The sequence below is a fragment of the Solibacillus merdavium genome (assembly GCF_014836935.1).
GTDB lineage: Bacteria > Bacillota > Bacilli > Bacillales_A > Planococcaceae > Solibacillus > Solibacillus ferritrahens.
In genome coordinates, this window is record NZ_JACSPW010000001.1 from 363,384 (window position 1) to 379,007 (window position 15,624).

Sequence of the window (15,624 nt, forward strand, 5' to 3'; positions counted from 1 at the left end):
GGCAAATGGCAGGAGATATAATGTCCCAATCCGAAATTGATGCGCTTTTGTCAGCGATTTCAACAGGTGAAATGTCGGCAGCAGACATGAAAAAAGATGACGAAACACGGAAAGTTAAAGTATATGACTTTAAACGTGCTTTACGCTTTTCTAAAGACCAAATCCGAAGTTTGACCCGTATACATGAAAATTTTGCAAGGCTATTAACAACCTTCTTTTCCGCTCAGTTAAGGAGCTATGTACAAATAACAGTTGCATCTGTTGACCAAATTCCATTTGAAGAATTTGTTCGTTCTATACCGAATATGACATTGATCAATGTTTTCGAGGTTCCACCATTGGATGGTAATATTCTAATGGAAATTAACCCGAATATTGCCTATTCAATGTTGGACCGATTGATGGGAGGAACGGGTGCAAGTCATAGCAATGTCGATAATTTAACCGAAATAGAAACAAAAATTATGACCAATCTATTCGAACGTTCATTTGATAATTTGCGGGAAGCATGGGAAAATGTCGCTGAAATCGATCCTATGCTAGTAGAATTGGAAGTTAATCCGCAATTTTTACAAATGATTTCACCGAATGAAACAGTAGTTGTTATTTCTTTGAATACTATCATCGGGGAAACAACTGGGATGATTAATATTTGTATTCCACATGTTGTATTGGAGCCAATTGTACCGAATTTATCTGTCCGTTACTGGATGCAGACTAATACGAAGGAGATTTCTCCTGAGCAAACTAAGATGCTTGAAAAACGAGTGAAACAAGCAAAATTACCTGTTATTGCCGAATTAGGCACGACAGATATTACGATTGAAGATTTCTTGATGATGACGATTGGAGATGTCATTCCACTAAATCAAAAAATTGAACATCCGTTGACATTAAAAGTGGGGGATTTACCTAAATTCACCGTTCAGCCTGGTAAACTAAATAAAAAAATGGCTGTCCAGATTATCGAACCTTTGAAAGGAGGAGACGAAGATGAGTGATGAAATGCTCTCCCAAGAAGAAATTGAGGCCCTATTAAGAGGCGAGACATTGGATGATGTTTCAGCTAACCTTGAGCCTCAAAATGAAGAAGTAAAAGTTGAGGATTATTTAACTCCAATAGAAATTGATGCATTAGGTGAAGTAGGGAATATATCATTCGGTAGCTCCGCAACTGCTTTATCCGCATTATTAGGACAAAAGGTAGATATAACAACGCCAAGTATTTCAATGATTAATCGTAATCGTTTAGAAGAAGAATTCCCTAATCCGTATGTTGCCGTACAAGTAGAATATACAGTTGGCCTATCCGGCATGAATTTACTTGTTATTAAACAATCGGATGCTGCAATTATTGCGGATTTAATGCTAGGTGGGGATGGCTTAAACCCTAAACCCCAGTTAAATGAAATACAATTAAGTGCAGTTCAGGAAGCAATGAATCAAATGATGGGTTCTGCCGCTACATCTATGTCAACTGTATTTAATCAAAAGGTGGATATTTCTCCACCATCCATTGATTTAATGAATATTTCTCAAAATGAAGGTACAGATAATATACCGCCGGATGATTTATTAGTAAAAATTTCATTCAGACTACGCATTGGGGAATTAATAGATTCTAATTTAATGCAATTACTACCTTTAAAGTTTAGTAAAAAAATAGTAAAGTCATTAATGGGAGAAACTGATGAGCCTATTGCCGCAACTACAGCAGTTCCTCCTGCACCTGTGTCATCGTCAGCACCGCAACAAACGATACAGCAGCAGGAACAGGTACAGCAAGCGCAAGTTCAACAGCCAATGCCTGAACAACCGACACAACCAATGTATCAGCAACCAATGCCTGAACAACCGGCTCAACAGTCTATGTATCAACAACCAGTTTATTCGGCACCGCCAGCAAATGTACAGCAAGCTCAATTTGCCAACTTCGAATCTGCAAATATATCACAGACAGAAGCGCGCAATTTAAATATGCTGCTTGACATTCCATTGCAGGTTACAGTAGAGCTAGGGCGAACAAAACGTTCAGTAAAAGAAATATTGGAGCTTTCCAGTGGGTCTGTAATTGAGCTAGATAAGCTAGCTGGTGAACCTGTAGATATTTTAGTAAACAGCAGGTTAATCGCAAAAGGTGAAGTTGTAGTAATTGATGAGAACTTTGGTGTTCGAATCACAGATATTTTAAGTCAAGCCGATCGCTTGAACAATCTAAGGTAGTTTTCTAATTGGAGGAATCAGATTATGTCTAAAAGGATTTTAATTGTTGACGATGCGGCTTTCATGCGCATGATGATCAAAGACATTTTAACAAAAAATGGATACGAAGTAGTTGGGGAAGCAGCTGATGGTATACAAGCAGTTGATAAGTACAATGAGCTACGTCCGGATTTAGTAACAATGGATATTACAATGCCTGAGATGGATGGTATTGCTGCATTAAAAGCCATTAAGGGCACAGATCCAAACGCTGTTGTCATTATGTGTTCAGCAATGGGTCAACAAGCTATGGTAATTGATGCCATTCAAGCCGGTGCAAAAGACTTTATAGTCAAGCCTTTCCAAGCTGACCGTGTAATTGAAGCCATTCAAAAAGCATTAGGTTGATGTCATGAAAGCAAAAAAATCATTTCGATTTTGGCTCGCTGTTGGAATAGTATTGATAACGGCATTATTTACACCAATCTCAAATGGAACTTTTGCGATGGTTAGTAACGTTTACGAGAACTGTAATGAAAACCCTGAAGTATGTTCGGAAGAAAATATTTCAGAAGACAATGCTACAGATGCCGACGCAGAAAATACTGAATCGGCATCTGTCAGCATCGGGTTCTGGGACTACATAAAAGTTTTAATAGCGCTTGTATTTGTACTAGGGCTATTATTGTTTATTTTGAAGTATTTAAACAAGCGTAACTCAAACTATCAACAAAATGCCGTAGTTAAAAATATCGGCGGCTTGTCTGTAGGGCAGCAAAAGTCTGTACAATTACTGCTAATCGGTAAAAGTGTATATGTAGTAGGTGTAGGTGATAATATTCAGCTTCTCAAGGAAATTGATTCCGAAGAGGAGATTGAACAATTGCTTAGTCAAACTGAAAGTAACCAAAATATGATGAAAACATCACCTTATATTGCAGAGTTATTTAAGAAATTTTCAAAAAAGAATCGACCAGAGGATATTTCAAATAGCCCTAAATTTAATGATATGTTCAATGAAAAAATAGGGGAAATAAAGAAACAGCGTAGTAATGAGTTAGAGCGTTGGAAAGAACGGGAGCGTGATGAACGATGAACGATCTTCTTTCCGTCTTTTCTGAAAGCGATCCGGGGAATGTATCCACATCGGTTACGCTATTATTCTTGTTGACGGTTCTCTCTTTAGCACCAAGTCTTTTAATATTAATGACATCGTTCGCTCGTATTGTCATTGTTTTGTCTTTTACAAGAACGGCCTTAGCTACAAACCAAATGCCTCCTAACCAAGTCATTATTGGTTTGGCCTTGTTTTTGACATTTTTTATAATGGCACCAACATTCCAACAAGTAAATGAGCAGGCATTGCAGCCACTCTTTGATGAAGAAATAAATTTAGAGGAAGCGTATGAGCGAGCAACGATACCATTTAAACAATTTATGGCACAGCATACAAGGCAAAAAGATTTAGAGTTATTTATAGAATATAACCAAGCAGAGTATCCGGATTCGATTGAAGAAATTCCGATGACGCTAATAGTACCTGCATTTGCTTTAAGTGAAATTAAAACAGCATTTCAAATGGGTTTTATGATTTTCATTCCGTTTTTAGTTATTGATATGGTTGTCGCAAGTACACTTATGTCGATGGGGATGATGATGCTACCTCCAGTAATGATTTCACTACCATTTAAAATATTGTTGTTTGTACTCGTCGATGGTTGGTATTTAGTGATGAAATCTTTACTTCAAAGTTTTTAGGGGATGATACATAGTGACACAGGAAATGGTCATTGCAGTTGCAGAAAATGCAGTTTTTACAATATTGATAGTTTCGGGACCATTACTTTTAATCGCGTTAGCTAGCGGTCTAGTTGTAAGTATATTTCAGGCGACAACTTCCATTCAAGAGCAGACATTGGCGTTCGTACCAAAAATCGTAGCTGTACTGGTTGCGATTATATTTTTTGGTCCTTTTATGATTTCGAGAATGACAGATTATTTTCATGATATTTTGAATAATTTAGTCCGGTATATTGGGTGAGGAAATGACGGAAATAATACCGAATCTATCAATATTACTATTAATCTTAGTTCGCGTTTCTGCTTTTTTTGTCACTGTACCTTTATTTTCTTACCGTACAATTCCCCCACAAGTACGCATTACATTGGCGGTTGTTTTAGCGTGGATGATGTATTACACGTTTAATATGGAACCATTTGAAATAAATGGTGTGTATTTATTGCTCGTTTTAAAAGAGGCGATTATCGGGCTGATGTTAGGTTTAGCTGCGATGATTATTCTATCTGCTGTTCAGATTGCAGGTGGGTTCATCGATTTCCAAATGGGATTTGCGATGGCAAATATTATTGATCCTCAAACAGGAGTACAATCTCCTTTAATGGGGCAATTTCTAAACTTTTTAACGTTGCTTTTATTGTTGGCGATTAATGGTCACCATCTACTTTTGGATGGTATATTTTATAGTTATCAGTTTTTACCTATGGACCAATTCTTTCCGAACTTTGGGGAAGAAGGAACCGTATTGTTTATTATGAAAATGTTTGTTTCTGTTTTTGCCATTGCATTTCAAATGTCAGCTCCAATAGTTGCAACTCTGTTTTTAGTAACATTAGCGTTGGGGATTACCGGGAAAACCGTGCCACAAATGAATATTTTTGTTATCGGCTTTCCTATTAAAATAGCGGTAGGCTTTCTTGTAATGATAGTGACTATGGGTGTATTAGTTGGAGTTATGAAGGAACTGATTGAATTTATGATTGTTTCATTACGTGAATTAATGGTTATTTTAGGTGGTGGCTAAGATGGAGTTAAAACTTTTAATAGAAGTAGATCTTCAGTTTTTTGCAGGAGAAAAGACTGAAAAGGCAACACCAAAAAAGCGACAGGATGCACGTAAAAAAGGACAAGTATTAAAGAGTCAAGATGTAACTGCAGCTGTATTATTATTACTGTCATTTTTCTTTTTACTCTTTTTTGCACCATTTATGTATAACGGGGTAAAAGGATTTTTACTACAAGGGCTTGAGCGCAATATGTTAATTGAAACGCTGAATGCCGAAACAGTTATGTATATGTATGTCGAGTCCATAAAAGAGATGGCGATTATAGTTTTACCTATTATGGTTGTCGCCATGATTGCAGGTATTGGAGCTAACTTTTTTCAATTTGGCTTATTATTTACAACAGAAACTTTAAAAATCGATTTAAAGAAAATGGATCCTATTAAAGGGATAAAAAAAATTATATCTGTCCGGGCAATCGTCAATTTAATTAAATCATTATTGAAAGTGACATTGATTGGAACGGTTACCACAGTGGTAATCATCATCTACTTAGAAGATGTATTATCGCTTGCTTTACATAGTCCCGCAGAAATATTGGCGACTGTTGCCTATTTATCTGCCATTATGGGAATAGCGGCTTCTATAATGCTCGTGTTCATCGCATTGATTGATTATATTTATGAAAAATACGAATATGAAAAACAATTGAAAATGTCAAAGCAGGATATTAAAGATGAACATAAAAATTCGGAAGGCGATCCTTTAATTAAGTCCAAAATTAAACAGCGTCAACGGGAAATGGCGATGCGTAGAATGATGCAGGAAATCCCTGCCGCAGACGTGGTTATTACAAACCCGACCCATTATGCCATTGCGTTAAAATACGATGAGGACCAAATGGACGCCCCAAGAGTAGTGGCAAAAGGTACTGATTTTGTCGCACAAAAAATAAAACTCATTGCAAAAGAACATGATGTCATTATGGTCGAAAACAGGCCACTTGCCCGTGCAATGTATGATCAAGTGGAAATCGGCCAAGCAGTGCCTGAAGAATTTTTCAAAGCGGTCGCTGAAGTTCTTGCATATGTATACCGTATTAAACGCAAAATTTAACAGAGATTTCAGGAGGGACATCAATGCAAATACGCGATTTAGGGGTTTTAGCTGCAGTCATTATGGTTGTAGCGATGCTCATTATCCCTCTTCCACCTTGGCTATTAAGCTTTTTGATTATCGTCAATATTACATTGGCGCTTCTCGTATTATTAACAGCAATGAATATGAAAGAAGCCCTTGATTTCTCGATTTTTCCGACTGTTATACTTTTATTGACACTTTTCCGTTTGGCCTTATCCGTTTCTACTACGCGTGCAATTTTAGCAGAAGGTGATGCAGGACAAGTTGTAGAAACATTCGGGAATTTCGTGACGGGCGGTAACATTTTAGTCGGTTTAGTAATATTCCTATTACTAGTTATTATTCAATTTATCGTTATTACAAAAGGTGCTGAGCGAGTTGCAGAAGTAGCTGCACGTTTCACCTTGGATGCGATGCCGGGTAAGCAAATGAGTATTGATGCTGATTTAAATGCAGGGATGATTTCAGAAAAGGAAGCGCGTGAACGACGTGAAAAGGTAGCGGGAGAAGCGGACTTTTATGGTGCCATGGATGGTGCTACAAAATTCGTAAAAGGTGACGCTATTGCTTCAATTATCATGGTAGGAATAAACTTACTTTTCGGTATGATTATTGGTATGATCCAAATGGAGCTAAGCTTTGGCGAAGCTGCAGCAAAATATTCGTTACTAACAGTAGGTGACGGGCTTGTATCACAAATTCCCGCGTTATTAATTTCAACCGCTACAGGGATTGTAGTAACACGTGCTGCCTCTAAGGGAAATCTTGGTTCGGACATCACCGATCAATTATTTGCGCATTCAAAATTACTATATGTTGCTGCAGGTACGATTTTATTACTTGGATTGTTTACACCGATCCCAGATTGGATAACAATTCCAGTTGCTGCAGTATTGGCAATTGGTGCGTTCCTAATGGATCGTAAAAAGGATGAAACACCAGAAGAAATGTTGGAAATTGAGGAAGAAGTGGCTTCGGATACGATGAAGAGTCCCGAAAATGTTATTAACCTATTAAATGTAGATCCAATTGAATTTGAATTTGGATATGGGTTGATTCCATTGGTGGATGCTGCGCAAGGTGGAGATTTACTGGACAGAGTTGTTATGATTCGTCGTCAACTTGCATTGGAACTTGGGATTGTTATTCCAATTGTTCGTATTCGTGATAATATACAGCTACAACCGAATGAATACCGAATTAAGATTAAGGGTAATGAAATGGCAAGAGGTGAATTACTGCTGGACCATTATTTAGCAATGAGTCCTGGAGATGACGACTCTATTGATGGAATTGATACAATTGAGCCATCATTCGGTCTTCCTGCAAAGTGGATTACAGAAGCAGTAAAAGAAGATGCAGAAATGTTTGGATATACAGTAGTAGATCCACCGAGTGTGGTATCAACTCATTTAACTGAAATTATTCGAGCAAATGCCCATGATTTACTGGGACGTCAAGAAGCGAAACAATTAATAGACCACTTGCGAGAAACGCATGCGATATTAGTGGATGAATTAATTCCAGCGCCACTTTCAATTGGAGAAGTGCAAAAAGTATTGGCAAAATTATTGCGTGAAAATGTTTCCGTACGCAATTTACCAATCATATTTGAAACGCTAGCAGACTATGCAAAGCTTACGAGTGATACAGATATATTAACCGAGTATGTAAGACAAGCATTGGCAAGACAAATAACGGCTCAGTTTGTGGGTGGTCAACAAGCTTTGAAGGTCATTACTGTTTCTGCAAAGGTGGAAAAGTTATTGGCAGACAGCATTCAGCAAACAGACCATGGTAACTATTTAGCAATGGATCCACAAGAATCACAATTTGTTCTAGAAGCAATTGCAAAAGAAGTTGAGCGAGTTTCTTATATGGAGCAATCACCAATCATGCTATGTTCACCTGGTGTGCGTTTGTATTTAAGACAATTGACAGAGCGTTATTTCCCGCAGGTTCCAATTCTATCCTATAATGAGCTGGATGCAGCAGTAGAAATTCAAAGTGTTGGGGTGGTGAATGTCGAATGAAGATGAAAAAGTATAATGCACCTTCCATTGCCGAGGCTATGAAACAAATCCGGTCAGATTTAGGCGAGGATGCAGTGATTTTAAATTCAAAAGTTGTTATAACGAAAAAGTTTTTTGGTTTGGTAAAAAATAAAAGTTATGAAGTAATAGCTGGCTATGATCAAGTGGAGAAAAAATCAACCTACTTTCCTTTACAAGACATTCCCTCTATCCCATCTTTCAGGGATGGTGGATCAACACCTATGATTCAGCCATCTACACATGTGGAACAACCTAAAAAGGCTTCGCAAGTGGATGGATCTGCACTATCAGGAAATTTCGGGAAAGAAATTGCTGAATTAAAGTCTATGATACAATCAATGCAACGTATGTCGACACAATCTCAATATCCTGATGAATTCCTACCATTTGTCGATTTTTTACAACAGCAGGAACTTGGAGAGGAGCTTATCACAGCAATTAGTGATGAGCTTTTTGAATATTACAGTCAAAATGGCAATCAAATTACGTGGGATCAAATGCAGGAGATTGCTAAAGACTATTTAAGAAAAGAATTATACGATCTTCCGATTAGTGGAATATTGTATGATAAAAAATATATAAACGTTTTAGGTCCAACAGGTGTCGGAAAAACGACAACGATTGCAAAAATAGCAGCACGCTCAGTTTTGGAAAAGAAAAAGAAGATTGGATTTATAACGACCGATACATATCGAATTGCAGCGATAGAGCAATTGAAAACTTACGCGGCTCTATTACAGGCACCTGTAGAGGTCGTTTATAATGCTGCGGATTATGCTGAGGCGATAAAAAAATTAGCCCATTTAGACTTAATTTTTATCGACACTGCCGGAAGAAACTATAAAGAAGCTAAATATGTAGAAGATTTAAAGTCTCTAATTCAATTTGATGACCAACTGGAATCTTACCTAGTGTTGTCTTTAACGGCAAAGCAAAAAGACTTAGAATCAATTATTGATCAATTTAAAGACATAAATATAGAAAAATTTATCTTTACAAAGCTTGATGAAACAAATTCTATTGGCACTATGTTTAATTTAATGATTAAATATAATAAGGGACTCGCTTACTATACTAATGGTCAAGAAGTACCAGAAGATATAGAACAACCAAGTAGTGATAACTTACTAGAGCTTTTTTTCAAGGAGATTTTAGATGAAGGATCAAGCTGAGAAACTACGTCAAAAAATGCTTGGAAGCGAAGAACATATAGGAAGATCAATTGCAGTTGTAAGTGGAAAAGGCGGAGTAGGAAAAAGCAATTTTACAACCAACTTTGCAACACTATTAGCTAAAGCAGGTAAAAAGGTAATCATCCTGGATATGGATATCGGGATGGGGAATGTCCATATTTTAGTGGGCAAGTCTGTGAAATATAGTTTGAAAGATTACTTGGATGGTCAAGTGGCACTGGATGATGCTACGTTTAAAACAGAAGAAGGTGTCAGCTATATATCAGGCGGATCAGGTATGTCGTCATTAATGGATTGGTCCCCGGCTGTATTTGAACGTCTAATAAATGCTTTTGAATCACTGCAAAAGGAATATGATTTTGTATTCTTTGATATGGGTGCTGGTGTCGTTGAGTGGTCGCTCGATTTATTGACATCAATCGAGGAAATCATCGTTATTTCAACAGCTGAACCAACTTCCTTAATGGATGCCTATTCGATGATGAAGTTTATTCACCTAAAAGACCCTCAGAAGGAGTTTTATTTATTATGTAATCGTGCATTTACAGCAGATGAAGGCTTGGAAACGACTCAGCGGTTAAAAACGGTCATGGTGAAGTTTTTGGAAAAGGATGTCCACATTCTTGGGTCCCTTCCGGAGGATCCAGTTGTTCGCCAAGCAGTACGTCAGCAAACCTTGTTTACGACGTCCTATCCAGACGCTCCTATCTCAAAAACTATGGGCAAGCTCGTTCAGCAGTTTTTAACAGCAGCAACAGAAATGAAAGAAGTGCATGCTTCTAGTCAATCGAGTAAGTTTTTATCCAAATTAAAAAACATCTTTTCGAGAGGTCGTGGTTAAATGAACATCCTAAAGAAAAGTAAGTTATTGGTTGTTGACGATTCTGCCTTTATGCGGAAGTTAATAAGTGATTTTTTTTTGGACCATCCAGACATTGAAGTAATAGGAGCAGCACGCAACGGCAAAGACGCACTAAAAAAATAGAACAGCTAAAACCGGATGTAGTGACTATGGATGTTGAAATGCCCGAAATGAATGGCTTGGATGCTTTAAAGGAAATTATGCTAAAGTATCCTGTGCCTGTCGTCATGCTTTCAAGTACGACGAAACGAGGAGCAGATAATACCTTAATGGCCATGGAGTATGGTGCTGTTGACTTTGTAGCTAAACCGAGTGGAACAATTTCGTTAGATTTACATAAAATTCAAGATGAGTTAGTTCGGAAAGTGGTTGGAGCTTCGAAAATTTCCATCTCGAAGTTGAAAAAGCCGTTACGTACATCTTTAGCCATTAATCAACCAAAACGTATGACATTTGCGAATGAAGAATCCATTAACCGTAAAAAGACAAAACCGTTGGAAACGATTAATTCTGCAATCCCCCTAAAAGTATGGGGGAAAACGTCCAGAAAAATTATATTAATCGGTACTTCTACAGGAGGTCCAAGGGCATTACAGGAAGTGATTACAAAAATACCTGCATCTGTAAACGCACCGATTTTGATCGTTCAGCATATGCCTGCAGGATTCACAAAATCGTTGGCCACAAGACTTGATCATTTAAGTGATATTCATGTAAAAGAAGCAGAACAAGGTGATATATTACAAAATGGAACGGCTTATATTGCCCCAGGCGGATATCATCTTAAATTAAGAAAAGTCGGTTCAACGTTCGCTGTCTTACTGGACCAAAATGAGCCCCCACGATCGGGGCATCGCCCATCTGTAGATGTCATGTTTGAAGATGTAAGTCAATATTCCGAGTTTGATAAAATTGCAGTAATTATGACCGGAATGGGTTATGATGGTTCTAAAGGTCTAGTTTCACTAAAAAAAACAGGAAATGTAATTGCTATTGCAGAGTCAGCCGAAACGTGTATCGTTTATGGGATGCCAAAAGCTGCCGTGGAAACGCAGCTTATAGATGAAGTGGCGGATGTTGATATTATTGCACAGACAATTATGAAATATATGCCTTAAAAAGGGGTGTCTTAAATGGAATTAAATCAATATTTAGAAATGTTTATTGAAGAAAGCAAAGAACATTTACAAGCATGCAGCGAACATTTATTAGAATTAGAAAAAAATCCGGACGATTTAACAATTGTTGGAGAAATATTCCGTTCTGCCCATACATTAAAAGGGATGGCAGCAACAATGGGCTATGAGGATTTAGCAGATTTAACACATAAAATGGAAAATATACTAGATGCCATCCGTAACGGAAAAATTAAAGTTACTGCAGAAATTTTGGACGTTGTATTTGAATCTGTCGATCATCTTGAAGAGATGGTGTTTCATATCGCTGATGGTGGAGATGGAAAACGGAATGTCCAAGAGACTGTTGAAAAGTTAAAGCGTATTGAATCGGGAGAACCAGCTACAATGGTAGCCGAAGAAAAATTAGCACAATTGGAAAGTGCAGCTACAATGGTTGTCGAGCCAAATGAAAAAACTTTTCTTACAGCAGCTGATTTAAAATTATCTTATGATGACTTTGAAAAGACAGTTATTTTCCAGTCATCAGAACAAGATTTTAATGCCTATGAAATTACGATAGCTTTACGAGAAGATTGCTTATTAAAAGCAGCCCGTGTTTATATGGTATTTGAAATTTTGGAAAAAAACGGTGATGTAATTAAATCATCGCCAACCGTAGATAGACTGGAAGAAGAACAGTTCGACAGTGAATTCCATGTTGCTTTTATTTCGAGGGAGTCATCTGTAGATTTACATAAAATGTTGATGAAAGTTTCCGAAATTGATAGCGTCATTGTCAATGAAATTCATCAGGATGTGTTTGTTACAAAAACAAATGCGATTGACGTACAAGTACCTATTCAGGATGAGGTGGCACCGTCAGCCAATGATGTTTCTGTTCCTGCCGAAAAACAAAAAACGGCATCAAATACTAACAGTAAATCTAGCGGCCATACTACTAGCAAAACAATTCGTGTAAATATTGAACGTCTAGATATTTTAATGAATTTATTTGAAGAGCTTGCAATTGATCGAGGTCGTTTATTGTCGATTGCTAATGAAGTCAATCACGGAGAATTAAATGAAACGGTGGAACGTATGAGTCGCACAATGGGCGATTTGCAGAATATCGTCTTGACAATGAGGATGGTTCCGGTAGAAACAGTATTTAACCGTTTCCCTAAAATGGTACGTCAGTTATCCCGTGATTTAAATAAAAAAATTGAACTTAATATTGTTGGTGCTGAAACAGAGCTTGACCGTACAGTAATCGATGAAATAGGAGATCCACTCGTCCACTTAATTCGAAACTCTGTAGACCACGGCATTGAAAGTCCGGAAGTACGACGTTCAAAAGGCAAGCCGGAAGAAGGAACAGTCGAACTCCGCGCCTACCATAGCGGTAATTATGTCTTTATTGAAATAGAAGATGATGGTGCAGGAATTAATCGTGATAAAGTGTTGGCAAAAGCCCTTTCTAAGGGAATCGTAACACATGAACAGTCATTGGCTATGACAGACAAGCAAATTAATGAGCTGATTTTAGCGTCAGGATTCTCGACGGCGGATGTCATTTCTGATGTTTCTGGTCGCGGTGTAGGTTTGGATGTTGTTAAAACGACAATTGAATCATTAGGTGGTAATATTTCCATCGAATCGACACAAAATGTTGGTTCTGTATTCTCTATCCAATTACCATTAACTCTATCGATAATTTCTGTTATGTTAGTGGAAATTGAAAAGGAAATTTATGCAATTCCATTATCGTCAATTATTGAAACATCCATTATCCGTACTTCTGATATCTTAAATGCCCATAATCAAAAAGTTATTGATTTCCGTGGGAAAGTTGTACCGCTTGTCTTCCTTGAAGAGATTTTCGAAGTACCGCGTGAAGAGAAAAATGATGATGGCTTCCATTCTGTCGTTATTGTTCGTAAAGGTGACAAGTTAGCGGGATTAGTAGTGGATTCATTTATAGGACAGCAGGAAATAGTCCTGAAGTCATTAGGGAATTATTTGACAAATATTTTTGCGATTTCTGGTGCAACGATTTTAGGAAATGGTCAAGTGGCATTAATTGTGGATTGTAATGCATTAATGAAGTAAAAAGGATAAGAGGTGTGAAAGATGACGAATGCAATAGAGCAAAAAAACTTAAAAGTAATTGTATTTCAATTAGCTGATAAAGAATATGCAATTCCTGTTTCTCACGTTAAGGGAATTGAAAAATTAATGCACATTTCCCGTGTACCAAAAACAGAGCGTTATGTTAAAGGCGTGATTAATCTTCGAGGCGTCGTAACACCAGTTATCGATTTACGTGAACGTTTTGACTTGCCGATATCGGGAAATGAAGATACAACACGAATTATTATAATAGCATTGGAAACAATGGAAGTTGGTTTTATAGTTGATTCTGCAAATGATGTGTTAGACATTGATGCGACATCTATTGAACAGCAACCAGAAGTAGTTGGCTCCCTTGACGAGGATTTTATCGCAGGGGTTGCCAAATTAGAAAACCGTTTATTGATTTTACTTCATTTGGATAAAGTGTTAAATACAATTGAGAAATAATAAATTTTCCAATATTATCTTATGTGGATTCTATTTAAAGTAGGGATTATAAATGAACTTCAATGAAAATATTACTTCGATCCATTTAGATGTATTGAAGGAAATTGGAAATATCGGTGCTGCACATGCTGCTACGGCATTATCAAATTTATTGCAGAAGAAAATAGATATGCGCGTACCAGATGTAAAAATGGTTTCATTTAATGAAATGATGGAACTGGCGGGTGGGGCGGAAAATGTCGTTGTTGGAATTTATCTTCGTATTGAAGGTGATGCTAATGGGAGTATGTTTTTTATCCTACCGCTTGAGCAGGCCAATCGATTTATTCGTAGCTTAATACGTGATGATTCTTTTGATTTTAATACGCCTCCTTATTCTGACTTAGGTTTATCTGCAATGCAGGAAATGGGCAATATTTTATCGGGCTCTTATTTATCTGCTTTATCTGATTTTACTGGACTTAAAATCTATCCGACTGTACCGGGATTAAGTATTGATATGTTCGGGGCTATTATTAGTATTGGGCTTATTGAACTATCGCAAATAAGCGACACTGTAATTGTTATAAATACATCTATTTATGAGGAAGCGATTTCCGATGATAAGGCGGTGAAGGGGCATTTCTTTTTAATGCCGGAACCGGATTCATTTGCAACAATTTTTAAAGCATTAGGAGTACCTACTACATGATTGTTACTAATTTAAATGATGTGATTAAAGTAGGGATTGCACAAATGGATATCGTTAAAGCTCCTAATACGATTCGTACTTCAGGTCTAGGTTCCTGTGTTGGAGTTGTTATTTATGACGAATCTAAAAAAATAGGTGGAATGGTTCATGTAATGTTACCTGATTCAAGCCTGAATCGTACCAACACTATTAATGAAGCCAAATTTGCTGATACGGGTATTCTTGCTTTAGTAGACAGTTTAAAGCGAGAAGGGGCACAAAGCTATAAAATGAAAGCTAAAATTGCCGGTGGGGCACAAATGTTCCAATTTACATCAGATAAAGATTCGATGCGTATCGGTCCAAGAAATGTCGATGCCGTAAAAACCCAATTGAAAAAGCTGAACATACCCATTATTTCAGAAGACACTGGTGGAAATAGTGGTCGCACAATCGAGTTTAGTCCAGTAACAAACATGCTCAATGTCCGAACAGTTAATAAAGGAGTGAGTGAAATATGATGTTTGGTTCAATATTTTATAACTTATGGGCAGCATTACTATCGTTCGCTGTTTATTTTATTTGGGCAATTCAAAATCCATATGCTTTGCCATTCCAAATAATAAGTACATCTTTTTTAGTCGCGTTCATTGCATTTTGTGGTACGTATTTCCTTCGTTATTTCCTAGGCTATGTTTTCTATACACCGGAAACTCCTGTCTTTGTAGAAACCGAAGATGAGATTATAAGTAAAACAACGATAGACGAGAGTAATCAGCAATTCACAACTCGTAGTAATCAGTCCACAATGGAATTTGATGAAGAAAATACGGAGGATATTGCTCAAGTTGTTCGAACGATGTTGCATGGCGATGAGGCACTTTCACGATAAAAGAGTCGTACTTTCGGCTCTTTTTTTGTATTCAGGAAAATGTGTAGATGTTGTGTCTCACAGTTCCTTACATGTTTATTTTTGGGCTTTTTGGTATAATGAATAGTAATT

The 15,624-nt window shown here is 37.2% G+C and carries 18 protein-coding genes; all 18 read left to right on the forward strand.

All coding sequences use genetic code 11. From position 1 onward, the window contains the following. The first annotated feature begins 5 nt into the window (after nucleotides 1-5). The 18 genes from fliM to H9632_RS01765 are packed head-to-tail and all read left to right on the forward strand — an operon-like array spanning nucleotide 6 to nucleotide 15,513. Entirely contained in the window at nucleotides 6-1,001 is a 996-nt protein-coding gene (fliM, locus tag H9632_RS01685) for a flagellar motor switch protein FliM (protein ID WP_191702388.1), read from the forward strand. Continuing rightward, nucleotides 994-2,223: a flagellar motor switch phosphatase FliY gene (fliY, locus tag H9632_RS01690; protein WP_191702389.1), complete on the forward strand. Its 1,230-nt coding sequence runs from the start codon at nucleotides 994-996 to the stop codon at nucleotides 2,221-2,223. Before fliM ends, fliY begins: the two co-directional genes overlap by 8 nt. 24 nt (nucleotides 2,224-2,247) lie before the next feature. Next, nucleotides 2,248-2,610 (forward strand): response regulator, encoded by a 363-nt coding sequence (locus tag H9632_RS01695; protein ID WP_191702390.1) that lies wholly within the window; start codon nucleotides 2,248-2,250, stop codon nucleotides 2,608-2,610. Between the two features lie 4 nt (nucleotides 2,611-2,614). Next, entirely contained in the window at nucleotides 2,615-3,298 is a 684-nt protein-coding gene (locus H9632_RS01700) for a flagellar biosynthetic protein FliO (protein ID WP_191702391.1), read from the forward strand. After that, complete coding sequence (gene fliP, locus H9632_RS01705; RefSeq protein ID WP_191702392.1) at nucleotides 3,295-3,960, forward strand: flagellar type III secretion system pore protein FliP; 666 nt, start codon at nucleotides 3,295-3,297, stop codon at nucleotides 3,958-3,960. The genes H9632_RS01700 and fliP overlap by 4 nt, the downstream gene beginning before the upstream one ends. A gap of 13 nt (nucleotides 3,961-3,973) precedes the next feature. Further along, nucleotides 3,974-4,243: a flagellar biosynthesis protein FliQ gene (gene fliQ, locus H9632_RS01710; protein WP_191698397.1), complete on the forward strand. Its 270-nt coding sequence runs from the start codon at nucleotides 3,974-3,976 to the stop codon at nucleotides 4,241-4,243. Between the two features lie 4 nt (nucleotides 4,244-4,247). After that, on the forward strand, nucleotides 4,248-5,024 hold the full coding sequence (gene fliR / locus H9632_RS01715) for a flagellar biosynthetic protein FliR (protein ID WP_191702393.1): 777 nt from the start codon (nucleotides 4,248-4,250) through the stop codon (nucleotides 5,022-5,024). A gap of 1 nt (nucleotide 5,025) precedes the next feature. Further along, nucleotides 5,026-6,120 (forward strand): flagellar biosynthesis protein FlhB, encoded by a 1,095-nt coding sequence (gene flhB, locus H9632_RS01720; RefSeq protein WP_191702394.1) that lies wholly within the window; start codon nucleotides 5,026-5,028, stop codon nucleotides 6,118-6,120. 23 nt (nucleotides 6,121-6,143) lie between these two features. After that, nucleotides 6,144-8,177, forward strand: coding sequence for a flagellar biosynthesis protein FlhA (gene flhA, locus H9632_RS01725; RefSeq protein WP_191702395.1), 2,034 nt, complete (start codon nucleotides 6,144-6,146; stop codon nucleotides 8,175-8,177). Next, nucleotides 8,174-9,370: a flagellar biosynthesis protein FlhF gene (gene flhF / locus H9632_RS01730; RefSeq protein ID WP_191702396.1), complete on the forward strand. Its 1,197-nt coding sequence runs from the start codon at nucleotides 8,174-8,176 to the stop codon at nucleotides 9,368-9,370. The genes flhA and flhF overlap by 4 nt, the downstream gene beginning before the upstream one ends. Beyond that, complete coding sequence (locus H9632_RS01735; protein WP_191702397.1) at nucleotides 9,354-10,232, forward strand: MinD/ParA family protein; 879 nt, start codon at nucleotides 9,354-9,356, stop codon at nucleotides 10,230-10,232. The genes flhF and H9632_RS01735 overlap by 17 nt, the downstream gene beginning before the upstream one ends. Beyond that, nucleotides 10,233-10,376 carry a hypothetical protein gene (locus H9632_RS19105; protein WP_404828999.1) on the forward strand — a complete coding sequence of 48 codons (144 nt, stop codon included), beginning with the start codon at nucleotides 10,233-10,235 and terminating at the stop codon, nucleotides 10,374-10,376. Between the two features lie 26 nt (nucleotides 10,377-10,402). After that, nucleotides 10,403-11,371 carry a protein-glutamate methylesterase/protein-glutamine glutaminase gene (locus H9632_RS01740; protein ID WP_404829000.1) on the forward strand — a complete coding sequence of 323 codons (969 nt, stop codon included), beginning with the start codon at nucleotides 10,403-10,405 and terminating at the stop codon, nucleotides 11,369-11,371. Nucleotides 11,372-11,386: 15 nt separating this feature from the next. Continuing rightward, complete coding sequence (locus tag H9632_RS01745; RefSeq protein ID WP_191702398.1) at nucleotides 11,387-13,480, forward strand: chemotaxis protein CheA; 2,094 nt, start codon at nucleotides 11,387-11,389, stop codon at nucleotides 13,478-13,480. A gap of 21 nt (nucleotides 13,481-13,501) precedes the next feature. Then, a complete protein-coding gene (locus H9632_RS01750) occupies nucleotides 13,502-13,951 on the forward strand; it encodes a chemotaxis protein CheW (protein WP_191702399.1) in 450 nt (149 codons plus the stop codon). Nucleotides 13,952-14,003: 52 nt separating this feature from the next. Then, nucleotides 14,004-14,642, forward strand: coding sequence for a chemotaxis protein CheC (locus tag H9632_RS01755; RefSeq protein ID WP_191702400.1), 639 nt, complete (start codon nucleotides 14,004-14,006; stop codon nucleotides 14,640-14,642). After that, on the forward strand, nucleotides 14,639-15,142 hold the full coding sequence (locus tag H9632_RS01760) for a chemotaxis protein CheD (RefSeq protein WP_191702401.1): 504 nt from the start codon (nucleotides 14,639-14,641) through the stop codon (nucleotides 15,140-15,142). The genes H9632_RS01755 and H9632_RS01760 overlap by 4 nt, the downstream gene beginning before the upstream one ends. Then, nucleotides 15,139-15,513 carry a multidrug transporter gene (locus tag H9632_RS01765; protein WP_225223616.1) on the forward strand — a complete coding sequence of 125 codons (375 nt, stop codon included), beginning with the start codon at nucleotides 15,139-15,141 and terminating at the stop codon, nucleotides 15,511-15,513. Before H9632_RS01760 ends, H9632_RS01765 begins: the two co-directional genes overlap by 4 nt. Nucleotides 15,514-15,624: the final 111 nt, after the last annotated feature.